Here is a 24342-nt window from a genome sequence, read left to right as displayed (position 1 = left end):
CAGGAGCACAAAGCCCTGGCACGGGGTATTACTTGGCACTGACTTTCGGCACGCTGTTGAGTTCTCAAGGAGCGGACGCGCAGAAACTCGACCCTTCCGGGCTTCGTCCCTGGCTGGATGTCCAACTTTACGCCGCTTCCAGAGCCATCCCCGTGGGGGGCTCCTCGGTGTCCCTTGCGGGCCTCCCGTGGGGCGCAGAGAGAACATTACACGACGATTTCGGGGCCTGCACGGGGGGTCCCCACGGGACCCTCCGGTGGGCGTCCCCGGGCGAGAACATGCAGGTCAGGCGACTCCGCGAGGGCGGAACTGGACGCTGACGCGAGGTCCCACCGGCTTGGTCGTCTTCGGGATGCAGTGCTCCCACGTGCGCTGGCAGGAACCGCCCATCACCACGAGGTCGCCGTGCCCCAGCGGGAACCGCAGGGACTCGCCGCCGCCGACCGGGCGCAGCAGGAGCGGACGGGGGGACCCGAAGGACACGATCGCGACCATCGTGTCGGCGGAGCGCCCGCGGCCGATCCGGTCGCCGTGCCAGGCCACGCTGTCCCGCCCGTCGCGGTACAGGCACATGCCGGCGGACACGAAGGGCTCGCCGAGCTCGGGGCTGTAGTGACGGTTCAGCTCCTCCCGCGCCTCGGTGAGGAGCGCGTGCGGCAGCCGCTCGCCCCCGCCGTACCAGCGCAGCAGCCGCGGCACCGCCACCTCGCGCTCGTACATCTGGCGGCGGTCCTCCCGCCAGCCGATGTCCCCCAGCAGGACCTCGAGCACCTCGTCGGAGCCGGAGACCCAGCCCGGCAGGTGGTCGACCCACGCGCCGCGGCCGAGCTGGTGGCGGACGACCCCGGCGAGCGGGGCGAGCGTCGCCTCCTCGGCGAGGTCCCACATGGAGGGCTGGTGCGCCAGCGTCATGGGGATGACGCTACCCGGACTTTTCGCACATGTGTGCGAAAAGCTGTGGAGAACTCAGGCGGTGAGCGCCAGCGCGAAGGGCAGCACTGCCGAGGCACCGGCCCGCCGGAGCTCCCGGCCGGCCACGGTCATCGTCCAGCGGGAGTCGGCCAGGTCGTCCACGAGCAGCACCGGGCCCGACACCTCGGCCAGGCGCTCCCGCAGCTCCGGCCCGACCACGATGCGGTCCCACACCGCGGCCAGCCGGAAGGCGCTGTTGCCGCCGGGCTGGCCGGTCGGGCCGCCGTGGGCGAGGGAGAGCTCGCCGAGGTAGGGGAGCCGCCCCATCCGGGCCAGCCCCTGGGCCACACCGCTGACCAGCTGCGGACGGCGGCGGGACGGGACCGCCACGACCGCGGCCGGCCGCTCCGCCCAGTCCCACGCGGCGAGCACGCGCCCGCATGCCCGCAGGAGCTCCTCATCCGGCGGGACGTCGGAGACCGAGCGCCGCACCGGGACGTCGAAGGCCGCGTCCGGGTCCTCCTCCAGACCGGGCGCCTCGAGGTCGAGCTCGACCACCCCGCCGACGCCGTCGTCCCCGAGGAGGGTGCGCAGCCGCTGGCCCCAGCCGAGGTCGGTCAGGCGGGCGACCGCACGACCGGTCGCCATCTGCTCCGACGGCGGGATCTTGCCCTTCACGTCGACGCCCAGCCGGTCGGCGCCCGTCGGCCACATGGCACGGGGGGCCAGTTCCACGCCGGGGCGGTCCAGCGCGGCGGACGCCTTCTCCGCGGCGGCCTCCGGGACGTCGGTGGGGTACCAGGGGCCGGCGCAGACGTCGCACCGCCCGCACGGTGCGGCGGTCGGGTCGTCCAGGGCGGACTGCAGGAACGCCATGCGGCACTCCGCCTCGTCCACCGGCTTGGCGTAGGTGAGCATCGCCCGCTGCTCGGCCTCACGGGTGCGCGTGACGCGGCCGTAGCGGTCGGCGTCGTAGACCCAGGGCTGACCGGTCGAGCGCCAGCCGCCCTGCACCCGCTCCACGGCGCCGTCGACGGCGAGGACCTTGAGCAGCAGCTCCAGGCGGGAGCGGCGCACGTCGGCGACCGTCTCCAGGCGGGCGACCGACCACGCCTTGCCGTCCGCCATCGCGGAGAGGACGGCGGCAGCGTGGTCCTCCCGCGGCATGGACGAGGTCGCGAACCACTGCCAGATCGCGATGTCCTCCGGGCCGGGGAGGAGCAGGACGTCGGCGTGCTCGACGGCGCGGCCGGCACGGCCGACCTGCTGGTAGTAGCTGACCGGCGACGACGGCGCCCCGAGGTGGACGACGAAGCCGAGGTCGGGCTTGTCGAACCCCATGCCGAGGGCCGACGTGGCGACCAGCGCCTTGACCCGGTTCTCCCGCAGCGCCTCCTCGGCGTCCTTGCGGTCGGCGTCGTCGAGCCGGCCGGTGTAGGCGCGCACCTCGTGGCCGGCGTCGCGCAGCAGGTTCGCCGTCTCCTCGGCCGCGGCGACGGTGAGCGTGTAGACGATGCCGCTGCCCGGCAGGTCGTCCAGGTGCGAGGCGAGCCAGGCCAGCCGCGCGCGGTCCGACGGCAGCCGCAGGACGCCCAGCCGCAGCGAGTCGCGGGACAGCGGGCCGCGGACCGTCGTCACCTCGACGCCGCCGGCGCCCAGCTGCTCGGCGACGTCGGCCACCACGCGCTCGTTCGCCGTCGCCGTCGTGGCCAGGACCGGCGTGCCGGCCGGGAGCGTGCCCAGCAGGTCGCGGATGCGGCGGTAGTCGGGCCGGAAGTCGTGGCCCCAGTCGGAGACGCAGTGCGCCTCGTCGACCACCACCAGGCCGCAGCGGGCGACCAGCCCGGGGAGCTGCTCCTCGCGGAAGCGCGGGTTGGTGAGCCGCTCGGGGGAGACCAGCAGGACGTCGACGTCGTCGGCCGCGAGGCGCGCGGCGATGTCGTCCCACTCGGTCATGTTCGCGCTGGAGATCTCGACCGCGCGGATGCCGGCGCGGGAGGCGGCGGCCACCTGGTCGCGCATGAGGGCCAGGAGCGGGCTCACGAGCAAGGTCGGTCCCTTGCCCCTGCGGCGCAGCAGCGCCGTCGACACGAAGTAGACCGCCGACTTGCCCCAGCCCGTCCGCTGCACGACGAGCGCCCGCTGCGAGCGCTCGACCAGCGCGGCCACGGCGGCGTCCTGCCCCTCGCGGAAGACCGCGTCGGGCCGGCCGGTGAGCTCGCGCAGGATCTGCAGGGCCTCGTCGGCGATCTCCGACGGCGGGGCAGCGGTGGTCATGGGCACGACAGTAGGCACGACCGCCGACAGCGACGGGTGCCCGCGCGCGACCTGGGGACACGGGTGGAGAATCCACAAGCGATGGAACACGAGGGACAGCTCCCGCCCGACAACCACGTGCACACCCACTGGTCGTGGGACACGCCGGACTCCTCCACGATGCGCAAGGCCTGCGAGCGGGCGGTCGCCCAGGGGCTTCCGGCGATCGCGTTCACCGAGCACCTGGACTTCACCGTCTGGCAGGCCGAGGACCGCGCCACCGAACAGGGGCTGGTCGACCGCTACCCGGCCCACCAGCTGCCCATCGACGTCGAGGGCTACTTCGCCGAGCTCGCCGAGTGCCGCGACCGCTTCCCCGAGCTGCGCATCTGGTCCGGGATCGAGACCGGCGAGCCGCACCTGTTCGCCGCCAGCATCGCCAAGCACCTCGAGGACTCCCCGGTCGACCGGGTCCTCGGCTCGCTGCACTCCCTGGCCGACGAGGGCCGCCTGGTCGGCGTCGGCCGGCTGCTGCACGGGGACGCCGACGCCACGATGCGCCGCTACCTCGGCGAGATGGTCGGCATGATCGAGGGCAGCGACGTCTTCCAGGTCCTCGCGCACGTGGACTTCCCCCGGCGGTACTGGCCCGGCGGCAGCCACCGGTACGTGGAGAAGGACTACGAGGAGGAGTACCGGGCGGTGTTCCGGGCGCTGGCCGGCAGCGGCCGCGCGCTGGAGATCAACACCAGCAGCCCGCTCGCCTCCGCGGACCAGATCCGCTGGTTCCACGAGGAGGGCGGCGAGGCGGTCAGCTTCGGCAGCGACGCGCACGCGCCCACGGCCGTCGGGCAGAAGTTCGAGCTGGCCGTCGCGGTCGCCGAGGCCGCCGGCTTCCGACCGGGGCGCGACCGCTTCGACTTCTGGCGCCGCTGACGCCCCTCAGGCGGGGGACGGCCGGAACCACGCCCACAGGGCAAGCCCCACCACCAGCGACCAGAAGGCCGAGCCGACGCCGCCGACCGTGATCCCGCTGACGGCGACCAGCAGGGTCCCCAGGACGGGGATGCGGTCCTCGGCGCGCGCCAGCGCGGCGCTCAGCGACGACGCCAGGACCGGCCACAGGGCCAGCCCCGCCGCCGCGGCGACGAGACCGGCCGGCGCGCTGACGACGAGCGCGGCGACCGCGGCGGAGACGAGCGCGAGCCCGACGTAGGCCAGGCCGGCGGTGCGCGCGGCGAGGTAGCGGCGCGCGGGGTCGGCGTCGGCCTCCGGTCCGGCCGCGAGAGCGGCGCTGATCGCCGCCAGGTTGATCGCGTGACCGCCGAACGGCGCGCCCAGCACCGTGCCGGCGCCGGTGACGGCCATGGCCGGCCGCCAGGGCGCCCGGTAGCCGTAGGACGCGAGGACCGCCATCCCCGGCACGTTCTGCGAGGCCATCGTGACGAGGAACAGCGGCAGGGCGAGCCCCACCACCGCGACCGACCCGAGGTCCGGGGTCGTCCACTCCAGCCGGGGGACGAGCGCCGCCGCCGCGACCCCGCCGTCGCGCAGGGCCAGCCAGCCGATGAGGCCCAGGGTGACCAGGAACGCGGCCGGCACCGCCCAGCGCGGTGACAGCCGCAGCAGGACCACCCAGACCACGACCACCGGGACCACCAGCCAGGGGATCTCCAGCACCGCGCGGACCGGCTGCAGGCACAGCGGCACCAGGACGCCGGCGAGCATCGCCTGCGCCAGCACCGGCGGGATCGCCCCGATCGCGCTGCCGAGGCGGGGCCACACCGCGGTGAGCAGGACCAGCGCCCCGACGAGGACGAACGCGCCGACGGCCACCTCCCAGGACGGCGCGGAGGCGGTGGCCAGCAGGGCCGCGCCGGGGGTCGACCAGGCGACCGTGACCGGCATCCGGGTGCGCTGGGCCAGGAGCACGGTGCTCAGGCCCATCGCGACCGACAGGACCACCAGCCCGGAGGCCGCCTGGCCCGGCGAGGCGCCGACCGCGCGCAGGCCGGTGAGCACCACGGCGAAGGAGCTGAGGAACCCGACGAGGGCGGTCACCAGCCCGGCGACGGTCGTCGACGACGGGGCGGCGGGCACGGCGCGCGACGCTAGCGGAGCCGCTCTCTACCGTTGGTGATCATGGGTTCCTCTGCTCCGGTCGTGCGCGACGCCACCGCGGACGACGCGGCCGCCTGCGCCGCGGTCTACGCCCCCTACGTCACCGACACGGCGATCACCTTCGAGCTCGAGCCGCCGTCCGCGGCGCAGATGGCCGAGCGCATCGCCGCGGCGCAGCGCGCACACGCCTGGCTGGTGCTGGAGGAGGACGGCGCCGTCGTCGGATACGCCTACGCCGGCCCCTACAAGGAGCGGGCGGCGTACCGGTGGTCGTGCGAGGTGAGCGTCTACCTGGACGGCGGACGACGTCGGCGCGGGGGCGGGCGCGTGCTCTACGAGGCGCTCTTCGCCCGGCTGGCCGAGCGCGGCTTCCGCACCGCCGTCGCCTGCATCACGCTGCCCAACGAGCCCAGCACCGGGCTGCACACCGCGATGGGGTTCGAGCCGATCGGCACCTACCGGCGGATCGGCTTCAAGCACGGGCGGTGGCTCGACGTCTTCTGGACGCAGCGGGCGCTCGGCCCCTACGACGACGAGCCGACCGAGCCGGTCTGAGCGGTCAGGCCATGCGGCCGCGGAGGCCGCCCACCCGCGGCAGCGGCGTCGTGAAGTCGTCGGCTGCGGGCGCGGTCGCCGGGCGGGGCGCCGGCACCGGGGGCTTCCCGCGGCGGCCGGACCCACCGGGGACGACGAACCGGTAGGTGGCGTCGACGTCGCGCACGGCGAAGGTGTCCTCGTCCTCGCCGGCGTGGTGCAGCACGACGGTGTCGAAGCGCTCCGCCACCCGGTGCAGCGACTCGGCGTCGGAGACGTCGATGACGGTGCCGCCGGCGGCGAGGGCGGCGACCGGCACGATCCGGTCGGCGTGGCGGACGACGAACTCGTCGGCGGGGTCGTCGCGACCGCCCCGGCTCAGCCAGGCGCCGACGGCGGCGCAGGCCACGGCGAGGGCCAGGACGAGGACCGCGACCCCGCGGGCGACGCCGATCGGGACGGTGGCCCCGGCGACGGCGAACGACCGGGGGACGACCTCGTCGGTCGGCACGGCGGTCTCGGTGAGCGTGCTCAGCACGGTGTCGGCCTCACCGGCCAGCCGGAGCGAGGTCGGGTCGAGGGCGAAGGCGAGGGTCGCGGGCGGCTCGGTCTCGAACGGGATCCCCTGGACGGTGCCCGAGGTCGCCGTCGTGGGCGTGATCCGCAGCGTCGCACCGGCGGCGGCGCCGCCGACCTCCGCGTAGTGCTCCTCCAGCACCGCGGCGGCCGCGGCCGCGTCGACTTCGACGCTGGCGGTCGCGGCGCCGTCCTGCACCGGGACGACCGGCCCGCTGTTCAGGTAGGCGCTCCAGCCGTCCGGGGCCTCGATCGAGACGTCCAGGCGCAGGACGCCCTGGAGGTCGGCGAGGCCGTCACCGGTGACGGTGCTGGCGTAGGACACGGTCAGGCCGGTCGAGAGCTTGGTCCAGACCGTGTCACCGGTCTCGATGACCCCGGCCGGGTAGGTGGTGCCCCGGGCGGCGGTCCCGGAGTAGGTGAACGTCCCCTCCTCGGTCACCGCGACCGTCTCGCTGCCCGCCTGCGTGGAGGGGGCGAGGAACAGCCCCGCGGCCGCGACGGCGGCCACGAGCGCCACGGACCCGGCGGCCAGCGCCACCTGGCGGGCCTTCGCGCGCACGAGGAGGGGGACCGCGCCCGCCGACGGGCGGAGGACCGACAGCGCCGGCCCCGTGAGGGCCGGCAGGGAGACGGACGGGACGGACAGGGAGGGCATCGGGAGCGACGGCGCGCGGCGACGCCGCGACCGGCGGCCCCTGCTCTCCTTGCCGACCTTGGCCGAGCCCACGACCAGGACGGTGGCGAGTCCGACGACCGCCAGCGTCCACGGCGAGGTGAGCGTGGCCAGCACGTGGCCGCCGTTGGGGACGCGGAAGAACAGCGTGCCGAGGATCTCGTCCCGGGTCGGCCGGTCCTGGTCCAGGAAGTCGTTGTTGTCGCCCTGGGTGACGAACCCGTCGGCGTCCGCGGCGACGATCCGGTGCATGACGACCGTGTCGAGGGACTCGCTGCGGTAGGCGACGACGTCGCCCACCGAGTAGGTGGCGGCCTCGCTCAGGACGGCGATGTCCCCGGCGGAGAAGCCGGGCTCCATGCTGCTGCCGTACGTGGTGACGTACGTGGTGCCCCCGCCGAGCGACTGGGGCCAGAACAACCACAGGGTCGCGAGCACCAGCGCGGCTGCGGCGCTGGTGCTCGCGACTCGTGATGCGGCTGTCATGGAGGCACCGATCGGGGTTCGGGCGAGGCGGCCACGAGGGCCGCCTCGCCCAGGACGGGACTGCTTAGTTCGAGGTGACCGTCAGCGAGGTCTTGTCGAAGGACGTGATCAGCGGCGGCGTCGTCATGGTGCAGGTGACGAGGTTGTTGGCCGCCACGTAGCTGCAGGTGGAGGCGCCGTTGGAGATCGGGGCCGGGCTGCCGCCCAGGCCGTACAGGGTCATCCGCGACGACATGCCGGTGAGGTCCTCGGTCACGGTGAAGGCGACGCTCTGCAGGCGCGCACCGTCCGCGGCGGTCGGGGTGTAGGCGATGTTCGTGACCGTCACACCGGAGGTGACCAGCTCGCCGTAACCGGCGACGTTGTTGTCCACCGTCCCGAAGTTGTTGCTGGCGGTGAAAGCGGTGGTCGTGAGGCCGGCAGCGGCAACCGCGACTCCGGCGAGCAGAACGCGCGACTTGCGCATTGCCTGTGTCCTGTTCTCTCAGCGGCCCTGCCCGCCCGGATGCCTGTCATCCGGGTCATCGGCACTGGCCTGTCGTTCGACAACCAGGTCTTCGGCAACGCCCGGCACATTCTTAACTCTTGTCCCAAAAGAAACTGGAGTCTCCGTGTCGACAATTCTGGGAAGGTGACCGAATACCATTCTGGGAATTGGTCGGACGAACCGCCGTCGCTGCGCGGCGTGCCTCCTCGGATCGCCGGCCCAGCGGCCTAGGTTGTTCCGGAACCTCCTGCCCCCGGGCACGTCGAGGTGCGTTCTCGAGGTGCGGAGGAGGAGTCGGGTGGTGCGCTCGTCGACGTCGGTGGGGGCTGCGGCGCCCGCAGCGGGCACGGCCCCTCGGGTGACCGCTCCGCGGCGCGCCCCGGAGCGCGACACGAGCATGGAGGCGGCCGCCCAGCAGGCCGGCGTGCTCGCCCAGGCCTCCCGCGAGGTCTCCGACACCTCCCGCGAGGCCGCCGCCTCGCTCGCGGAGCTGCGCGTCGCCATCGGCGACATCTCCACCAGCACCAGCCGCGTCTCCGCCGTCGCGGAGGAGGCGGTGCGGGACGCCCAGGCCGTGGACGAGCGCATCGCCGCGCTGCAGACCGCCAGCGAGTCCATCACCCAGTTCGTCCGCATGATCACCGCGATCAGCCAGCAGAGCCGGTTCCTCGCGCTGAACGCCTCCGTCGAGGCGACGCGGGCCGGCGAGCTGGGCCGCGGCTTCGCCGTCGTCGCCGACGAGGTCAAGGAGCTCGCCGGCCGCACCGCCCAGGCGGCGCAGGACATCGACGCGCAGATCAAGGCCGTGCAGCACGAGACCGCCCAGGCCGTCCAGGTGATCCAGCGGATCACCGGCACCCTCGGCTCGATCGCCGAGGCGCAGGACGCCATCGCCGCCGCCGTCGAGCAGCAGCGGGCCGCCACCGAGCGCGTCGTCGAGAACGTGGACCGGGCCGCGAGCGGCTCGGCCCGCATCACCGACGCCGTCGGCCGGCTGGCCGAGAGCCAGCGGGTCGTCTACGTCCGCCGGGCGCTCGCCGTCGCCGAGCAGTGCCTCGCCGACCTGGGCGGGGCCCGCCTCGGGGAGCACCGCGCCACCGTCAGCGTGAAGGACCAGGCCACCGGCGCCGCCCACACCGCGCAGCTGCCCGATGTCCTCATCGGCGACGTCCCGCTGGAGCGCAGCGACGACCCGCGCCGTCCCGTGCCGCTGGTCGACGAGGTGGTGCGGCAGGTGGGCGGCAGCTGCACCCTCTTCCAGCGCCTGGACGACCAGGGGAGCATGGTGCGGGCCGCGACCACGGTGCTCAACCCCGCGGGCCGGCGCAACATCGGCACCTACATCTCCCGGGTGGGCGCCGACGGCACCCGCAACCCCGTGCTCGCCGCCGTCCTGGCCGGGGAGGTCTACACCGGCGAGGCGACGGTCGCCGGCCGGCAGTACTTCACCGCCTACGCCGGCCTGCACGACGACGCGGGCGTCCTCATCGGGATGCTCTACGTCGGCATGCCCCTGGACTCGATGCCCGGCTCGCCGGGCTGACGGCCGCCCCCGGGGCGTCCACTAGGTTGGAGGCTCGGTTCAACAGCAGCCGTGGCACCGGACCGGACGAGAGGTACGTGGTGAACCGGTCGGGACGCGTCGACGTGGCGCTGCCGGCCGTCGTCCTCCTCCTGGTCGTGCTGGCGGAGGTGGCCACCGGCCGCCAGCAGGTGGTGCTCGGGCTCAGCGTCATGGCCCCCCTTGTGGCCGCCACCTCGCTCAGCCGGCAGGCCACCGTCGCCTACGCGGCCACCACCTTCGTCGTCGCCACCCTGCTCGGGCTGTACTCGCAGCAGTACACCGCGGAGTCGGTGGTGGCCCAGTCGATCCGGCTGCTCGCCGTCGTCCTGGCCGGCTTCCTGGCCGTCGCCACCTGCGAGCGGCGGCTGCGCAACGAGGCGCACACCGCCCGGCTCAGCGCCGAGGCGGCCGCCACGCGCGCCGCGGTGCGCACCAGCGAGACGCTGCAGCGGGCGCTGCTCGGCTCGCCCCCTCGGGTCCCGGGGATGGAGACCGCCGCCCGCTACCTGCCCGGCGAGCAGGGCGCGCAGGTCGGCGGGGACTGGTACGACGCCTTCCCGCTGCCCGACGGCCGGATGATGCTGGTGATCGGTGACGTCGCCGGCCACGACGCGCCCGCCGCCGCGACGATGGCCCAGACCCGCGGCATGGTCCGTGCGCTCGCCGGCTCGGGGCACAGCTCACCCGCAGCGCTGCTCACGGCCCTGGACGCGGTCCTGGAGCAGATGGGCCTCGACACGCTGGTGACGGTGGCGGTCGCGACCGTCGACGTCCGCGGGGACGGCGCGACGGCCCCGCTGTGCTGGTCCAACGCGGGCCACCTGCCGCCGGTCCTGGTGCGCGCCGACGGCACCGCCGACCTGCTGGAGCGGACCCCCGAGCGGCTGCTGGGCGCGGGACGGGCGAGCGCCCCGCGGACCGAGCACGAGGTCGAGCTGCACCGCGGCGACTCGGTGCTCTTCTACACCGACGGCCTGGTCGAGCGCCGCGGCATGACCCTCGACGACGGGACCGCCTGGCTGCTCAGGGCGCTGTCCCGCGTCGGGCAGGAGCAGCTGGACCGGGTCTGCGACGGCCTGCTCGGCGCCCTGGGCTCGCGCGGCGACGACGACATCGCGCTGCTGGCCGTCCGCCTCCCCCGCTGAGCCTCAGCCCTCGAGCAGCGCAGGGTACGACGGCGGGACGGCGTCGACCAGCCAGACGCCGTTGGCCGAGCGGCTGAAGGTCGTGCCGTCGTCGGCCAGGCGCGCGGCGTCGACCCGCAGCACCACCGGACGGCCGCGCCGGGCGCCGACGGTGCGCGCGGTCGCGACGTCGGGGCTGAGGTGCACCGCGTGCCGCCGTCCCGGCCGCAGCCCCTCGGCGAGGATCGACGGGAGGAACCGCTCGACCGTCCCGTGAAAGAGCACGGGGGGCGGGCGCTCGGGGGCGTAGCCGAGCTCGACGGCGACGCTGTGGCCCTGGACCGCGCGGATCCGGTCGCCGCGCAGCTCGAACCGGCGCTTGTCGTTGGTGGCGACGACCCGCTCCAGCTGCTCGCGCGTCAGGTGGAGCGCGGCCAGCAGCCGGTCGACGTCCGCCCAGCCGGCCGGGTCCAGCTCGAGACCGACGGAGTCCGGGCGGTGGCGGAGGACGTAGGACAGGCGCTTGCTGGCCCGGACGACGTCCACGTGCCGGTCGTCAGCCGCAGCGGAAGAGGACGAAGGCGACGTCGTCGTCCGGGGCGTCGCCGAGCAGCCGCTCGGTGAGCAGGGCGCCCAGCTCCGCCGGGCCGAGGTTCCGGCCCTCGACGAGGGCGTCGGTGGCGCGGCCGATCCCCTCGTCCAGGGCCTCGTCGCGCCGCTCGACCAGGCCGTCGGTGTAGAGCAGCAGGGTCGAGCCGGGCGGCATCTGGACCTCCGCCTCGGGGCGCTCCCGGCTGTCGTCGACGGCCAGGGGGAGGGCGCAGCCCTCCTCCAGCTGCCTGGTGGTGCCGTCGGCGGCCACGAGCAGGGCCGGCGGGTGCCCCGCGCTGCTGTACCGGACGGTGCCCCTGCGCGCGTCGATGACGGCGCAGAACACGGTGCTCACGGCGGCCCCGGGGACCAGCGCGGCGAAGCGGTCGAGCGCCGTGAGGACGTGGGCCGGGGAGCGGCTCTCCAGCAGCAGCGCCCGTCCGGCACTGCGGAGCTGGCCCATCACCGCGGCCGCGGACAGGCCACGGCCGACCACGTCACCGACGACCACGCCGTAGCCGCCGTCGGGCATGTCGACGACGTCGTACCAGTCGCCGCCCACCTCCAGCGTGCCGGTGGCCGGCTCGTAGTGGACGGCGAAGCCCTCGGGCAGCACGGTCGGCCCGAGCACCGCGCGCTGGAGGGTGACGGCGACGTCGGTGAAGAACTGGGCCCGTGCCCGCTCCGACTGCGCCCGCTCCTCCGCCCGGCGCCGCTCGGCCGCGACCGCCTGCGCGTCGGTGACCGTGGCGGCGACCTGGCCCGCCGCCAGGGACATGAAGACGCGGTAGTCCTCGTCCAGGGGCAGGTGCGGGCTGGCGCCCAGGACCAGCGCCCCCACCGGGCGATCGGCGCCGGCAGCGGTGAGCGGCAGGACCACCGCGGTGTCGACGTCGGCGTGGGCCACCGGGCTGGCGCCGGCGGTGGCCAGGCCGGGGAACTGCGAGGCCAGCCCGGTCACCGTCTGCGGCTCACCGGTCGCCATCGCCCGGCGCACCTGCTCGGGGATGGGCCCCGTCGCCAGCTCCCCCTGCACGGCCAGGCCCTGCGCGGCGACGAGCCGCACGTGGCCGCCGTCGTCGTCGGTCAGGTAGACGATGCCGAACGGGCAGTCCTCGCGGGCGTCGGCCAGGATCCCGAGGGCGGTGGAGACGGCTTCGGTGGTGTCACCGTGCGCGGCGCGCGGGAGGCTGCCCAGCCGCTGCAGCACGCTGAGCCGACGGGCGGCGAGCACCCGGTGCGTGGTCTCCACGACCGTGTCGAGCAGGCCGACCACGTGACCGCCCGGCTCGACCACGGGGCTGAAGGAGAAGGAGAAGTAGGTCTCCTCCTCCCAGCCGTTGCGGGTCATGACCAGCAGCAGGTCCTCGGACCACGTGGCCCGCCCAGCCATGACCTCCGCGACCATGGGGTTCAGCGCATCCCAGATGTCGGACCAGACGTCCCGCGCGGAGCGGCCCAGCGCGGAGGGGTGCCGGGCGCCCAGCATGGGGGCGTAGTCGTCGTTGTAGATCATGACGAGCTCCGGCCCCCACATGAGGAGGAACGGGAAGCGCGAGTTCAGCGCGGTGCTGACGGCCGTCCGCAGCGTCGGGGACCAGTCCGCCTGCGGGCCGAGAGCGGTGGTCGCCCAGTCGTGCTCCAGGACCATCTGCTGCAGCTCGGTCCGGGGCGCGCCCGGTACGAGCTCCGCCAGATGCCTGTTCAGTGCCGCTCCCCCCACCGCCGGGCACGCCTCCGCCGGCCCGCCGGGGCCGCGACCGTGCTCGTGGGCATTCTTCCACCGCCGCTCCCGCGGGACGCATTGGGCACGACCGTTCCCCGGGTGGCGGCGATGGCGCGGCGGCACCGAACCGCACGAACTCGTGGCGATCAGCCCGCGATGACCACGAGTTCGTGCGGTCCGGGGGTCAGCGGGAGTAGTACTCCACGACCAGCTGCTCCTCGCAGACCACCGGGACCTCGTCGCGGGACGGCGTCCGCTCGTAGCGCGCGACCAGGTCGGCCAGCCGCACCTCGAGGTACTTCGGCGCCTCGGCGTGCGCACCGGAGGCGGCGACGACGAACGGCTCCTTGGTGCGCGACTTCTCCGCGATCTGCACGAAGTCGCCGGGCTTGAGCCGGTACGAGGGCCGGTCGACCCGCTTGCCGTTGACCAGCACGTGCTGGTGGGTGACGAACTGGCGGGCCTGGTAGATGGTCCGGGCGAAGCCGGCGCGCAGCACCGTGGCGTCCAGCCGCGACTCGAGGTCCTGGATCAGCGCCTCGCCGGTCTTGCCGCCGGTGCGCTTGGCCCGGTCGAAGGCCGCCCGCAGCTGGGTCTCGGAGATGTCGTACTGCGCGCGCAGCCGCTGCTTCTCCTTGAGCCGGGTGGAGTAGTCGCTGTCCTTGCGACGCTTCCGGCCGTGCTCGCCCGGCGGGTACGGGCGGCGCTCGAAGTACTGGACGCACTTCGGCGTGAGCGGGATGCCCAGCGCACGACTGAGCCGGACCTTGGGACGGGGCGTGTTCACTCAGGACCTCCGGTTTGGTTAGGCTCACCTTACTACTCGCTCCCGAGATCTCCGAGGTGGTCCCGATGACGGCCGGCCCGACCCACTCGTCCGCAGCCGTCGACCGGCAGCCGCCGGCGGCCGAGCGCGCCCGCACCGTCGCGCTGCGCCCGACCGCTGCCCTCCACGTCGCCGGGGCCGGCACCTGCCCGGTGCTCGCCGCGACGACCACGGGCGACGGCGACGTGCTGCTCGTCGTCCCCGCTGCCGGCGGCGCCGCCGCGGCGCTGCAGGCCTCGCCGCTGGGCGACGTCCCGGCCCGCCTGACGGTCACCGACCGTGCGCCGCTGGAGCTGCGCCACCCGGTGCGCGCGCTGGTGCAGCTCTCCGGCTGGCTCACGCCGGTCCCGGCCGACGACGTCGCCGGGCTGGTGCTCGACTTCGCGGAGACCTCGCCGGTCGACGCGCTGTTCGAGGTGGGGCTCTCCGCCGTCCTGGTGCGGATGGACCTGGCCGAGGTGACCCTGGAGGAGTCGGGGCAGTCCGTCGACGTGGACCCCGACGACTACCGGGCGGCCGCGCCGGACGCGGTGAGCCGGGTGGAGACCGACCTGATGGTCGCCGAGCGCCGGCCGCTCTCCCGCCTGTGCGGCCGGGTCCAGCACTGGGCCGGACGGCGGGACGACGTGCGCCTGCTCGGGCTGGACCGCTTCGGCGTCCGGTTCCGGGTGCAGAGCCGGCGCGGCTGCTACGACCTGCGGGTGCCGTTCGCCGTGCCGCTGACCGGGCCGGAGGGGTTCGCCGACGCCGTCGACCACCTGCTGACCTGCGGACCTGCCTGACCGTCCGCGCTGGTCGGACCGCCGCGGCTGTGCCACGGTCGCTGCCATGACCACCTCCGACGGCGGCCGTCGCGCCCTGCAGATCACCCTGGGCGCGGTCGCGGCCATCCCCTTCGCCTCCGGGCTCGCAGGCGCGCTGCTCGGCCCGGCCTCGCTGCCCGGGGCCGGCGGCGCGGTGACGCCGGAGGTGGAGAACGAGTACCGCTACACGCACGCCGTGTACGCCGCCGTCGGGCCGCTCGTCTGGGCGGCCCTCCCCCGGATCGAGCGGGAGGGTGCGCTGGTGCGCGCCGTCTCCGGCGCCCTGTTCGTCGGGGGCGCCACCCGGCTGCTGGCCTGGCGCGCGGCCGGCAAGCCGCACCCGGCCCTGGTCGGGGCGGCGGCCCTCGAGCTGCTCGGCACGCCGGTGCTGGTGGCCTGGCAGCGCCGCGTCGCCGCCCGGGCACACCGGCTCTGACCTCCGCCTGAGGCACCGGCCTGGCTCGCCCGACGCCGCCGATGAGTTCCACCCGGCGGGCCCGTCTGAGTACCGACGGGTGCAGCAACGCGGGAGGAACGCGGACATGACCATGCAGGCAAGCCACGGCGACGCCGTCCGGGACACCGGTCCCACCTACCTCGACCGGCCGTCGGCCGTCACGCGGTCGCTGCTCGGGTACGGGCCGCTGGCCGCGGTCGTCTACCTGGCGTCGGGCGTGACGCAGGGGCTCACCCGCGACGGGTTCGACCTCGGGCGGCACAGCCTGAGCCTGCTGGCCAACGGCCCGCACGGCTGGATCCACGTCACCACGCTCGTCGTCACTGGCCTGATGACCATCGCCGCCGCCGTGGGCGTGCAGCGGGCGCTGCGGGGGGCCGCGGACCGCACCTGGGCCGGTCGGCTGCTGGCGGGCTACGGGCTGGCGCTGGTGCTGGGCGGCGTCTTCGTCGCCGACCCGATGGACGGCTTCCCCCTCGGCACGCCGGCCGGCGCTCCGGTGGAGCCGACGCTGGGCGGGGTCCTGCACCTGGCAGCCGGTGGGCTCGGCTTCGCCTGCCTGGTCGCGGCCGCGGTCTCCCTCGCCCGCCGGTTCGCCCGCGAGGGGCGGACCCGCTGGGCGGCGTCCTCGGCGGTCACCGGGGCCGTCGTCCTCGCCGGGTTCGCCGGGGTGGCCGGCGGAGGGGCCTCCCCCCTGGCGGTGGCCGGTCTCTGGGCCGCGGTCGTGACCGGCTGGGCCTGGGTCGCCGCCGTGTCGGTGCACCTGTACCGGCGCACCCCGCACCCGACGCGCCCACGGGGCTGACACCCCGGCGGCCCTGACCGGGTGGCCCCTCCGCCTCTGGAACGATGCGCGCCGACGTTCCCGCAGGTCGAGGAGGCACCGATGGCGTTCGGCTGGAAGCTGTACGGGGACGGGAAGACCCCGCCGCTGGGCGAGGCGGTGGCGCCGGACGAGCGGCTCTCCTGGCCGCGCACGGTGGGCATCGGCGCGCAGCACGTCGTCGCCATGTTCGGGGCGACGTTCGTCTTCCCGCTGCTCATGGGCCTGGACGCCAACCTGGCGATCATGATGAGCGGGATCGCGACGATCCTCTTCCTGCTGGTCGTGCAGGGGAAGGTGCCCAGCTACCTGGGCAGCTCCGCCTCGTTCGTCGGTGGCGTGGTCGCCGTGCGGGCGGCCGGGGGGACGGACGCCGAGGTCCTGGGCGCGCTGCTGGTGTCGGGCGTCGTGCTCGCGCTGGTCGGGGTGCTGATCCACGTCGCCGGCGTGCGGCTGGTCAACCGCGTGCTGCCGCCGGCGGTGACCGGCGCCGTGGTCATGCTCATCGGCTTCAACCTCGCGCCGGTGGCGACGGCGACCTACTGGCCGCAGGACCAGTGGGTCGCGCTGGCGACGATGACCTTCGTCATCGTGGCCTCGCTGCTGCTGCGCGGCTTCCTCGGCCGGATATCGATCCTGCTGGGCCTGGTGTTCGGCTACCTGCTGTCGATCGTCCTGGACTGGGCGGCCGGGCCGCTGGGCTCGACCGGGGAGAGCCGGGTCGACTTCAGCGCCGTCGGCGACGCCCCGTGGTTCGGGCTGCCGACCTTCAACGGGCCGAGCTTCTCCTTCAACTTCGCGCTGCTGGTGCTGCCCGCGGTGATCGCCCTGGTGGCGGAGAACGCCGGGCACGTGAAGGCCGTGGCCGAGATGACCCGGCGCGACCTGGACCCGGTCATCGGGCGGGCGGTCTTCGCCGACGGCGCCGCGACGGTGCTGGCGACGTCGGTCGGCGGCTCCCCCACCACGACGTACGCGGAGAACATCGGCGTCATGGCGGCGACGCGGGTCTACTCGACGGCCGCCTACTACGTGGCCGCGGTGGTGGCGATCGTGCTGGGCCTGGTGCCGAAGTTCGGCGCCCTGATCAACGCGGTCCCCGGCGGCGTCCTCGGCGGGATCACCGTGGTGCTCTACGGGATGATCGGCCTGCTCGGCGCCAAGATCTGGAAGGAGAACCGGGTCGACTTCGCCAACCCGGTCAACCTGGTGCCGCTGGCCGCCGGGATCGTCATCGCCATCGGGAACGCGGGCGACGACGCCCCGCTGCTGCAGATCACCGACGACTTCTCCCTCGGTGGCATCGCGCTGGGGACCATCGTCGCGGTCGTCGGCTGGCACGTCGCCCGGGCGCTGGCGCCGGCGGAGATGAAGGCCTCGCTGCTGCGCGAGGGCCCGCACCCGGCGGCCGGCTCCACGTTCGGCCACGTGCACGGCGAGGAGACGCAGACCCCGCGCTGACAGCTCCACCGCGGCGACGGGTCGGTCGCGCCCGCCGCCTGACCGAGCCGCCCCCGGCTGCATCCCGCGGGCTCGCGGGCGACTAGGAGTGGTCCGGCGGGTGCTCGGCGCGCCACTCGTCGAAGGCGGCGAGGAAGGACTCGGCCATCTCCTTCTCGGCCACCAGCTGCTCGCGGTCCCGGTCGTCGACCATCCGCTCGCTCAACGCCATCGTGTTGAACCGGATCGCGCGGAAGTAGGGGATAAACGAGGCGGGCCGGAACGCCCGCTTCGACGGGTGCGGCTCGACCCCTTCGGGCTCCCACCCGGCGGCGGCCACCGGGTCGAGCCCGAGCTGCTCCACCGCGGCGAGCACCGGCTCGTCGTCGGTCCGGTCGGTGAAGTCCCGCGACAGCTCGCGGAAGACCTGCCGCCCGTCCGGGGCGACCGCGACGACGACCGGCCGGAAGATCGACGCGTCCTCGTCCCAGGCGCCCAGCGGCTTGGCGAGGCGCTCACCGTCCGGATCGCTCACCCAGCGGAAGGGGAGGTGCCAGGTCCGGTTCATCGCCAGCTGCACCTCCGGCGGGTCGACGGAGGCGAGCACGACCTCGGTGCCGGCGTCGGCGAGGCGGGAGAGGGACCGGGCCAGGCGGACCGCCTGGGCGCAGCAGTACGGCTACCAGTCGCCCCGCAGCCCGACCAGCAGGAGGGCAGCGCGCTCGTCCGAGCGCAGGGCGAGGAGATCGGCGTCCATCCCCCGACCGTACGGACGACACGGGTCCCCCGCAGCCGGGCTGCCGGAGCGCCGATCCCGCCGTAGCCTCCGGCGCGTGGGGACCGACGAGGCGCCGTCGGAGTTCGTCGAGCAGATGTACCTCGCCGTCGTCGAGGAGTCGTGGCTGTGGGAGGTGCCGCTGGGCGTCTCCGACGGTCACGGTGGCTACGAGCACGGGCCGTGGGACCCCGCCGACTGCTCCCGGCAGCTGCTGCAGTGGTTCGACGCCGGGCTCGTCCAGCTGTACGCGGACCCGCCGGACGACGCCCCGCGTCCGCAGAACGTCCGCGAGTGGCGGGCCTGGAACGACGGCCGCTACCGCCTGCTGCCCCACCCCGACATCGCTCGCGCCGTGCTCGCCGACCCCGTGCGCTGGACCGGCACCTCCGACATCGGCTTCCTGCGCCTGTGCCCCAGCGACGCCGGCATGAGGCCCGACGCAGCCTGGTGAGCCGGCCCGGCGCGGCGTGACACCGGTCACCCGAACGAGGGCAGAATCGGAACGAGTTCGGCCGTGCGCCTTCAGGCGCCGGGCCGTGGCGCCGATCGACGGGGCACTGGGATCCACGGGGGAGGTCGCGTGCAGGAGTACGGCTCCGAGGCGGAACGGCAGATCGCCCAGCTGCTCCGCACCGCCCGCACCAAGCTCGGCCTCAGCGTGGCGTTCCTCAGCCGGATCGACGAGACCACGCGCACCCTGCAGATCGTCGACTCCGCCCTGCCGAGCATCCAGGCCGGGTACAGCGGCCCCCGCGACACCGGCTTCTGCCTCGCCGTGGTCGAGGGACGGCTTCCCCAGGTCCTGCCCGACGCCCGCACGCACCCGGAGGCCGTGCGCCTGCACCCCGCCGACCTGCCGCAGATCGGGCCGCACATCAGCGTGCCGGTCGTGCTCAGCGACGGCGAGCTCTACGGCACCTTCTGCGCCTTCGGCCTCACCACCGAGCCCGACATCACCGCCCGCGACGTCCTGCTCATGGAGATCCTCGCCGAGGCCGCCGCCATGGTCATCGAGCCGCAGTTCCGCCTCGACCAGCAGCACGCAGTGATCCGGGACCGGCTGGCACCGGTGCTGGAGGCCGGCGGCCCGGACGTCGTCCTGCAGCCCATCGTCAGCCTCTGCAGCGGCGCCCGGATCGGCGCGGAGGCCCTCAGCCGGTTCCCGCTCGCGTGGGAGCGCTCCCCGGACGTCGTCTTCGACGAGGCGCACCGGATCGGGGAGGGCGACCGGCTCGAGCTGCTCGCGCTCGCCCGCGCCGTCGCCCTGCTCGACCGGGTGCCCGGCTACGTGTCCGTGAACGTCTCGCCGCAGACCGTCGTCACGCGGGCGTGCGGCGAGCTCCTGGCCCGCCTGCCGCTGGACCGCGTCCTCCTCGAGCTCTCCGAGCACGACCCGGTGCACGACTACGCCGTGCTGACGCGCGCCCTGGCGCCGCTGCGCGAGCGCGGGATGCGGCTGGCCATCGACGACGTCGGTGCCGGCTTCTCCTCGCTGCGCCACATCGTCATGGCCGCCCCCGACGTGATCAAGCTCGACCGCAGCATCATCAGCGGCGTCGACCAGGACCCGGTGCTGACCAAGCTCGCCCAGTCGATGGTCGAGTTCGCGCACAGCTTCGGCGCCTCGGTGATCGCCGAGGGGGTCGAGACGGCGGAGGAGTTCGCGCTGCTGCGCAGCCTCGGCGTCGACGGCGGGCAGGGCTGGCTCTTCGGCGGTGCCGCGCCGCCCGACCAGCTGGCGGACCTGGGCGTCGTCCTCGCCCTCCCCCCGGCCGACCCGCGGGTGCCGGGCCCGACCGCACCACGCGCCTGACCTCCGCACCCCGTCCTGCCGGGCGGCGTCGCGCCCAGCAGACTGCGGTCATGGCCTGGACCCCGGACGACATCCCCGACCTGAGCGGCCGCGTCGCCGTCGTGACCGGCGGGAACGGCGGCCTCGGGCTGGTGTGCGTGCAGGAGCTGGCGAAGGCCGGCGCGCACGTCGTCATCGCCGCGCGCGACCAGGAGAAGGCCCGCAGCGCCGAGGAGTACGTGCACGCCCGCAGCCCGCAGGCCTCCACGGAGATCGTCCCGCTCGACCTCGGCTCCCTCGCCTCGGTCGCCTCCGCCGCGGAGACCGTCCAGCGGACGCACCCCCGCATCGACCTGCTGCTGAACAACGCCGGCGTGATGGCGATGCCGAGGCGGAGCACCGAGGACGGCTTCGAGATGCAGCTCGGCGTCGACCACCTCGGCCACTTCGCGCTCACCGCGCACCTGCTGCCCGCACTGCTGCGCGCGGACGCCGCCCGCGTCGTCACCGTCACGAGCACTGCCCGCTTCGGCGGGGGCCCGGTGAACGCGGCGGACCCGCACCTCACCCGCCGCTACGGCCCGTGGCGCGCCTACGCGCAAGCCAAGTGGGCCAACTACCACTTCGGGCTGGGGCTGCAGCGGCAGCTCGAGAAGGCCGGCGTCCGCGCCACGAGCAACATCGCCCACCCGGGCCTGTCGAACACCGACCTGCAGTCACGAACCGTCCGGGAGGGCGGCGCCGGCTGGGTGGGCGCCTTCTCGGAGGTGCTGGCCAGACGCAGCGGCATGCCCGCGGCCCTCGGCGCCCGCCCGCAGCTGCGCGCGGCCACCGACCCCCGGTCCCGGGGCGGCGAGCTCTACGCGCCGCGGTACGCCTCGAACGGCCCCGCCGTCCGCCGTCCGGTCCTGCGCCGCTGGGACCTCGACCGGCGGATCGCCGACCTGTGGGCGCTCTCCCAGCGCGAGACCGACGTCCTCCTCGACGTCAGCCGCGCCTGACGACCGTGCGCGCACCCACCTCACGGGCGCAGCCAGAGGTGGACCCGCGCACGCTGACGGTCTAGGGCAGCCGGCCGGTCGCCTTCAGCTCGACCGCGGTCAGGACCTCCCAGCGGATGGCGGTGCTGCCGGGCCGGACCAGCCGCCAGTAGCGGTCGAACCGCGCCCTGGTCTGCGCGTCGGTCGACATCACCCGGGTCTCCGAGCTCAGCTCGGTGCCCCGCCCGCTCGGCGTCAGCCGGAAGTCCATCGCAGCCTTCACCCACCCGCGCTGGGTGAACCGGCGGAAGGCGGCGGCGTCGAGCTCCGGCCCGCTCTCGCCACCGGAGAGCTTCCAGGCCTCCAGCGCGCCGCCGAACACGACCGCCGTCGGCTCCTCCGACGCCAGCAGCGGTACCGGCAGCGCGTCGAGGAACGGGCGGTCGTGCAGCTCCCCGAACCCGCGGCCGGACAGCACCACCGGGAGGAACCGGGCGGCCGACAGCGTCAGCGTGACCGGCAGCTCCGACAGCCGCACGGCGTGCAGCGCCTCCCACACCGCGGACGGCGGGGCGGCGATCCAGCGCGACTGCCGGGTCACGTGCTCCGGCCGCGGAAGCACGGCATCGAGGTCCGTGGTCATGGGGACAGACCTACCGCACCCCGATGATCTTCGCCGCCCGACCGCGGTCAGCGCAGGGCGTCGTACACGGCCCGCACGTAGGCCTCGCTGCGCGGGGAACCGATCAGCCCACCGCCCATCCGGTTCATCATGTAGGTGATCGTCAGCCGCCGGTCGAGGTCCATGACCGCCAGCGAGCCACCCCAGCCGCCCCAGAAGAACGTCCGGCCCGAGGGCACGTAGGGAACGGTCGGGGAGCCGAGGCAGAAGCCCATGCCCCAGCGGAACGGCGCCCCCAGCACGAGGTCCACCCCGTCGGCCTGCTCCTCGAAGACCTTCTCGATCGTCGACGGCGACAGCAGCCGCACCCCGCCGGCCTCACCGCCCAGCGACAGCGTCCGGAGCACCTTCATCACGCCGCGCGCGTTCGAGTGCCCGTTGAGCGCACCGAGGTCCGCGGCGCGCCACTCCGGCGAGTTCGCCGCCTTCGCCGACGCCGTCGGGCCCGTGAAGGTCCTCACCGCGACCGACTCCGGGTCCAGCGTCCGCGGGTCGACGTCCGGCGGCGGGGGCGGGACCACCGGGGCGATGCGGGAGACCTCGGACTCGCGCGCCCCGATCTGGAAGTCCGCGCCCAGGGGGTCGGCGATGTGGTCGGCGACGAACCTCTTGAACGTGGTGTTGGTGATGCGCCGGATGACCTCGCCGACCAGGTGCCCCTGGTTGTTCGCGTGGTAGCCCGAGGCGGTGCCCGGCTCCCACCACGGCCGCTGCTGCGCCAGCCGCTCGGTGGCCGTCGGCCAGTCGTACATGTCGCGGATCGAGAACGGCTGCTCCCAGCCGGAGACACCGGAGGTGTGCGAGAGCAGGTGCCGCACCTGCACGTGCTTCTTGCCCTTGGCGCAGAACTCCGGCCAGTAGTCACCGACCGGGGCGTGCAGGTCCAGCTCCCCGCGCTCGACCAGCACCAGCGCGGCCAGCGCCAGCACGCACTTCGTCGTCGACCAGACGTTGACGATCGTGTGCTCCGACCACGGCTCGGTCCGGGCCTCGTCGCGGTAGCCGCCCCACAGGTCGACGACGGTCTCGCCGTCGAGGTCGACGGCGACCGACGCACCCAGCTCCTCGCCGTCCAGCTGCTGCGCGAGCGCCTCGCGCACGCCGGCGAACCGCTCGTCGCACCGCCCGTGGACCTCCGCCATCGACCCCTCCTCGCCCGCCGGCGACCCCGTCGTCGCCCCTGGGGAATGAGACCACGGCCACATCCGCGGCGGCACCCGCGGTCGGGGGCGGAATGGCCGTCCGACCGGGCGGGTTCCCCGGGCATGACACGGATCAGCGTCTTCGGCGGAACGGGCTACACCGGCACCCACCTCGTCTCGGAGGCGGCGCGGCGCGGGCACGAGGTGACGTCGTTCAGCCGGTCCCTGCCGGAGCAGCAGGTCGACGGCGTGCGGTACGAGCAGGGCTCGCTGCTGGACGAGGCGACCCGGCGCGCCGCGCTGGAGGCCGCCGACGTCGTCGTGGTGGCGGTCGCGCCCCGCGGCGACATGGCCGGCTCCGTGCGCGACGGCATCCGGGCGCTCGCCACCGAGGCGGAGCAGGCCGGGGTGCGGCTCGGCGTCGTCGGCGGCGCCGGGTCGCTGCACGTGGCCGAGGGCGGGCCCCGGCTGTTCGACACCCCCGACTTCCCGGCCGAGTACCGGCCGGAGAGCCTCGAGATGGCCGGCGCCCTCGACGACCTCCGCGCGACCGGCCGCCTCGACTGGTTCTACCTCTGCCCGCCGGCCGCCTACGGCGGCTTCGCCCCCGGCGAGGCTCGCGGGACCTACCGCGTCGGCGACGACCTGCTGCTCACCGACGAGCAGGGGAACTCCTTCATCGGCGGTGCCGACTTCGCCCAGGCCCTGGTCGACGAGATCGAGACGCCGGCCCACCGCCGGGCGCGCTTCACCGTCGCCTACTGAGCCCTCCGCCGACCGGCTGGGGGAGCCGCCGGACGACAGGGCACGGACGTGGGCGCTGGCCATCTCTGCCAGCGCCCACGCCGACACCCCGCAAACTTCTCCAACGCAGAATCGGCCAGAATGGTCGGCCGCAATTCACTTCGGTGCGGCACGAATGAAAGCGTGCGCACACCCCTTGACGGCGCAACTACGGCCTCGCCACCCTGCGCCTCGCATTCCTTCCACTTCCCTATCGGCGCACTCGCTTCCCCCATCGCGCTTCACGGATGACCTGTGCCATCCATTCCAGGTGCGGTCCGGGAATGGCAACCTGCCGTCAAGACGTGCGTTGCTGAGGCATGGGCTGCGAATGCCTCGGCTCCCCTCGTTCACGGACTGAATGGTGGGCGCTGGGTCGACCACGCACCGTCCACCCACCATTCCCGGAGGTACCCATGGCCCAGATCCCCGTGACCCAGGCCGACGTCCAGAGCCTCGGCGACAAGATCGCCGGTCTCGAACCCCAGCTCTCCGAGCAGGAGAAGGCCCTGCTCACCGGCGTCATCGCCGCGGCGTCGGAGTCCTTCAGCTCGGGCACCGGGCAGACCGTCGCCCGGGGAGGCAACCAGGACACGCCCATCTCGGTGGGCGTCGAGGGCGACCTCCCGCCGCTGCGGGACGCGTTCGTCGGCGCGTTCACCCCCGGCGAGGTCAGCGACGCCGGCGGCGCCGCGGCCATCAAGGTCGGCGGCAGCATCACGGTCACGATCGAGTAGCAGCCCTCCACGCGGACCCGTCACGGACGGACGCCGACCGGCGCAC

Annotated in this window: 23 protein-coding genes and 1 pseudogene; 13 read left to right on the top strand and 11 right to left on the bottom strand. The window is 74.5% G+C overall.

Annotation, left to right across the window (positions count from 1 at the left end):
* Positions 1-285 precede the first annotated feature (285 nt).
* Both E4P43_RS13340 and E4P43_RS13335 read right to left on the bottom strand, forming a co-directional pair.
* On the bottom strand, positions 286-912 hold the full coding sequence (locus tag E4P43_RS13340) for an alpha-ketoglutarate-dependent dioxygenase AlkB (RefSeq protein WP_135145942.1): 627 nt from the start codon (positions 910-912) through the stop codon (positions 286-288).
* Between the two features lie 54 nt (positions 913-966).
* A complete protein-coding gene (locus tag E4P43_RS13335; RefSeq protein WP_135145941.1) occupies positions 967-3189 on the bottom strand; it encodes a DEAD/DEAH box helicase in 2223 nt (740 codons plus the stop codon).
* Between the two features lie 81 nt (positions 3190-3270).
* On the opposite strand from E4P43_RS13335, the gene E4P43_RS13330 reads away from it, so the two are divergent.
* On the top strand, positions 3271-4104 hold the full coding sequence (locus E4P43_RS13330) for a PHP domain-containing protein (protein ID WP_167759178.1): 834 nt from the start codon (positions 3271-3273) through the stop codon (positions 4102-4104).
* A gap of 6 nt (positions 4105-4110) precedes the next feature.
* Here E4P43_RS13330 and E4P43_RS13325 read toward each other — a convergent pair whose 3' ends face one another.
* On the bottom strand, positions 4111-5268 hold the full coding sequence (locus tag E4P43_RS13325) for a benzoate/H(+) symporter BenE family transporter (protein ID WP_135145939.1): 1158 nt from the start codon (positions 5266-5268) through the stop codon (positions 4111-4113).
* A 42-nt stretch (positions 5269-5310) separates the two neighbouring features.
* On the opposite strand from E4P43_RS13325, the gene E4P43_RS13320 reads away from it, so the two are divergent.
* On the top strand, positions 5311-5844 hold the full coding sequence (locus tag E4P43_RS13320; protein WP_135145938.1) for a GNAT family N-acetyltransferase: 534 nt from the start codon (positions 5311-5313) through the stop codon (positions 5842-5844).
* A 4-nt stretch (positions 5845-5848) separates the two neighbouring features.
* On the opposite strand, the gene E4P43_RS13315 is transcribed toward E4P43_RS13320, so the two are convergent.
* Positions 5849-7561, bottom strand: a complete 1713-nt coding sequence (locus E4P43_RS13315; protein ID WP_135145937.1) for a signal peptidase I — start codon at positions 7559-7561, stop codon at positions 5849-5851.
* 64 nt (positions 7562-7625) lie between these two features.
* Positions 7626-8027 carry a hypothetical protein gene (locus E4P43_RS13310; protein WP_135145936.1) on the bottom strand — a complete coding sequence of 134 codons (402 nt, stop codon included), beginning with the start codon at positions 8025-8027 and terminating at the stop codon, positions 7626-7628.
* 379 nt (positions 8028-8406) lie between these two features.
* Between E4P43_RS13310 and E4P43_RS13305 the strand changes: the two genes are divergently transcribed.
* Both E4P43_RS13305 and E4P43_RS13300 read left to right on the top strand, forming a co-directional pair.
* Entirely contained in the window at positions 8407-9591 is a 1185-nt protein-coding gene (locus E4P43_RS13305) for a Cache 3/Cache 2 fusion domain-containing protein (RefSeq protein WP_245159119.1), read from the top strand.
* A 77-nt stretch (positions 9592-9668) separates the two neighbouring features.
* The gene (locus E4P43_RS13300) at positions 9669-10757 is read left to right on the top strand and encodes a PP2C family protein-serine/threonine phosphatase (protein WP_245159118.1); all 1089 of its coding nucleotides are present in this window, start codon (positions 9669-9671) and stop codon (positions 10755-10757) included.
* Between the two features lie 3 nt (positions 10758-10760).
* Here E4P43_RS13300 and E4P43_RS13295 read toward each other — a convergent pair whose 3' ends face one another.
* From E4P43_RS13295 to rpsD, 3 genes are all read right to left on the bottom strand, one after another.
* Positions 10761-11282, bottom strand: coding sequence for an RNA 2'-phosphotransferase (locus E4P43_RS13295; RefSeq protein ID WP_135145935.1), 522 nt, complete (start codon positions 11280-11282; stop codon positions 10761-10763).
* A 10-nt stretch (positions 11283-11292) separates the two neighbouring features.
* Entirely contained in the window at positions 11293-12978 is a 1686-nt protein-coding gene (locus tag E4P43_RS13290) for a SpoIIE family protein phosphatase (RefSeq protein WP_135145934.1), read from the bottom strand.
* A gap of 259 nt (positions 12979-13237) precedes the next feature.
* Positions 13238-13840 carry a 30S ribosomal protein S4 gene (gene rpsD / locus E4P43_RS13285; protein WP_135145933.1) on the bottom strand — a complete coding sequence of 201 codons (603 nt, stop codon included), beginning with the start codon at positions 13838-13840 and terminating at the stop codon, positions 13238-13240.
* Between the two features lie 65 nt (positions 13841-13905).
* Between rpsD and E4P43_RS13280 the strand changes: the two genes are divergently transcribed.
* The 4 genes from E4P43_RS13280 to E4P43_RS13265 all read left to right on the top strand — a co-directional run bounded on the left by E4P43_RS13280 (position 13906) and on the right by E4P43_RS13265 (position 17423).
* Positions 13906-14661, top strand: a complete 756-nt coding sequence (locus tag E4P43_RS13280) for a DUF2470 domain-containing protein (protein WP_135145932.1) — start codon at positions 13906-13908, stop codon at positions 14659-14661.
* A 46-nt stretch (positions 14662-14707) separates the two neighbouring features.
* Positions 14708-15118: a DUF4345 domain-containing protein gene (locus E4P43_RS13275; RefSeq protein WP_135145931.1), complete on the top strand. Its 411-nt coding sequence runs from the start codon at positions 14708-14710 to the stop codon at positions 15116-15118.
* A gap of 106 nt (positions 15119-15224) precedes the next feature.
* Positions 15225-15944 (top strand): DUF998 domain-containing protein, encoded by a 720-nt coding sequence (locus E4P43_RS13270; protein WP_209313876.1) that lies wholly within the window; start codon positions 15225-15227, stop codon positions 15942-15944.
* 81 nt (positions 15945-16025) lie between these two features.
* Complete coding sequence (locus tag E4P43_RS13265) at positions 16026-17423, top strand: solute carrier family 23 protein (RefSeq protein ID WP_135145930.1); 1398 nt, start codon at positions 16026-16028, stop codon at positions 17421-17423.
* Between the two features lie 82 nt (positions 17424-17505).
* Here E4P43_RS13265 and E4P43_RS20240 read toward each other — a convergent pair.
* A pseudogene (locus tag E4P43_RS20240) lies at positions 17506-18069 on the bottom strand (hypothetical protein); the annotation flags it as partial.
* A gap of 166 nt (positions 18070-18235) precedes the next feature.
* Here E4P43_RS20240 and E4P43_RS13255 point away from each other — a divergent pair.
* From E4P43_RS13255 to E4P43_RS13245, 3 genes are all read left to right on the top strand, one after another.
* Positions 18236-18631 carry a hypothetical protein gene (locus E4P43_RS13255; RefSeq protein WP_135145928.1) on the top strand — a complete coding sequence of 132 codons (396 nt, stop codon included), beginning with the start codon at positions 18236-18238 and terminating at the stop codon, positions 18629-18631.
* 129 nt (positions 18632-18760) lie between these two features.
* Entirely contained in the window at positions 18761-19993 is a 1233-nt protein-coding gene (locus E4P43_RS13250; RefSeq protein WP_135145927.1) for an EAL domain-containing protein, read from the top strand.
* 50 nt (positions 19994-20043) lie between these two features.
* Positions 20044-20973: an oxidoreductase gene (locus E4P43_RS13245; protein WP_135145926.1), complete on the top strand. Its 930-nt coding sequence runs from the start codon at positions 20044-20046 to the stop codon at positions 20971-20973.
* Positions 20974-21034: 61 nt separating this feature from the next.
* On the opposite strand, the gene E4P43_RS13240 is transcribed toward E4P43_RS13245, so the two are convergent.
* Positions 21035-21595, bottom strand: coding sequence for a hypothetical protein (locus E4P43_RS13240; RefSeq protein ID WP_135145925.1), 561 nt, complete (start codon positions 21593-21595; stop codon positions 21035-21037).
* A gap of 47 nt (positions 21596-21642) precedes the next feature.
* On the bottom strand, positions 21643-22776 hold the full coding sequence (locus tag E4P43_RS13235) for a serine hydrolase domain-containing protein (protein ID WP_135145924.1): 1134 nt from the start codon (positions 22774-22776) through the stop codon (positions 21643-21645).
* A 123-nt stretch (positions 22777-22899) separates the two neighbouring features.
* On the opposite strand from E4P43_RS13235, the gene E4P43_RS13230 reads away from it, so the two are divergent.
* On the top strand, positions 22900-23541 hold the full coding sequence (locus E4P43_RS13230) for an NAD(P)H-binding protein (RefSeq protein WP_135145923.1): 642 nt from the start codon (positions 22900-22902) through the stop codon (positions 23539-23541).
* Positions 23542-23975: 434 nt separating this feature from the next.
* Complete coding sequence (locus E4P43_RS13225; protein ID WP_135145922.1) at positions 23976-24296, top strand: hypothetical protein; 321 nt, start codon at positions 23976-23978, stop codon at positions 24294-24296.
* The last annotated feature ends 46 nt before the right edge of the window (positions 24297-24342 follow it).

It is taken from the genome of Blastococcus sp. TF02A-35, assembly GCF_004571075.1.
In the GTDB taxonomy this organism is placed as follows: Bacteria; Actinomycetota; Actinomycetes; order Mycobacteriales; family Geodermatophilaceae; genus Blastococcus.
Note: the sequence above shows the minus strand (reverse complement) of the source record. Positions and strands in the feature narration are given on the sequence as shown.

What these genes read in the sequence shown, in the direction of transcription:
- E4P43_RS13340 (WP_135145942.1), bottom strand. Translation starts at nt 912, where the DNA reads ATGACGCTGGCGCACCAGCCCTCCATGTGGGACCTCGCCGAGGAGGCG.
- E4P43_RS13335 (WP_135145941.1), bottom strand. Translation starts at nt 3,189, where the DNA reads ATGACCACCGCTGCCCCGCCGTCGGAGATCGCCGACGAGGCCCTGCAG.
- E4P43_RS13330 (WP_167759178.1), top strand. Translation starts at nt 3,271, where the DNA reads ATGGAACACGAGGGACAGCTCCCGCCCGACAACCACGTGCACACCCAC.
- E4P43_RS13320 (WP_135145938.1), top strand. Translation starts at nt 5,311, where the DNA reads ATGGGTTCCTCTGCTCCGGTCGTGCGCGACGCCACCGCGGACGACGCG.
- E4P43_RS13315 (WP_135145937.1), bottom strand. Translation starts at nt 7,561, where the DNA reads ATGACAGCCGCATCACGAGTCGCGAGCACCAGCGCCGCAGCCGCGCTG.
- E4P43_RS13310 (WP_135145936.1), bottom strand. Translation starts at nt 8,027, where the DNA reads ATGCGCAAGTCGCGCGTTCTGCTCGCCGGAGTCGCGGTTGCCGCTGCC.
- E4P43_RS13290 (WP_135145934.1), bottom strand. Translation starts at nt 12,978, where the DNA reads ATGGTCCTGGAGCACGACTGGGCGACCACCGCTCTCGGCCCGCAGGCG.
- E4P43_RS13280 (WP_135145932.1), top strand. Translation starts at nt 13,906, where the DNA reads ATGACGGCCGGCCCGACCCACTCGTCCGCAGCCGTCGACCGGCAGCCG.
- E4P43_RS13275 (WP_135145931.1), top strand. Translation starts at nt 14,708, where the DNA reads ATGACCACCTCCGACGGCGGCCGTCGCGCCCTGCAGATCACCCTGGGC.
- E4P43_RS13270 (WP_209313876.1), top strand. Translation starts at nt 15,225, where the DNA reads ATGACCATGCAGGCAAGCCACGGCGACGCCGTCCGGGACACCGGTCCC.
- E4P43_RS13265 (WP_135145930.1), top strand. Translation starts at nt 16,026, where the DNA reads ATGGCGTTCGGCTGGAAGCTGTACGGGGACGGGAAGACCCCGCCGCTG.
- E4P43_RS13245 (WP_135145926.1), top strand. Translation starts at nt 20,044, where the DNA reads ATGGCCTGGACCCCGGACGACATCCCCGACCTGAGCGGCCGCGTCGCC.
- E4P43_RS13240 (WP_135145925.1), bottom strand. Translation starts at nt 21,595, where the DNA reads ATGACCACGGACCTCGATGCCGTGCTTCCGCGGCCGGAGCACGTGACC.
- E4P43_RS13235 (WP_135145924.1), bottom strand. Translation starts at nt 22,776, where the DNA reads ATGGCGGAGGTCCACGGGCGGTGCGACGAGCGGTTCGCCGGCGTGCGC.
- E4P43_RS13230 (WP_135145923.1), top strand. Translation starts at nt 22,900, where the DNA reads ATGACACGGATCAGCGTCTTCGGCGGAACGGGCTACACCGGCACCCAC.
- E4P43_RS13225 (WP_135145922.1), top strand. Translation starts at nt 23,976, where the DNA reads ATGGCCCAGATCCCCGTGACCCAGGCCGACGTCCAGAGCCTCGGCGAC.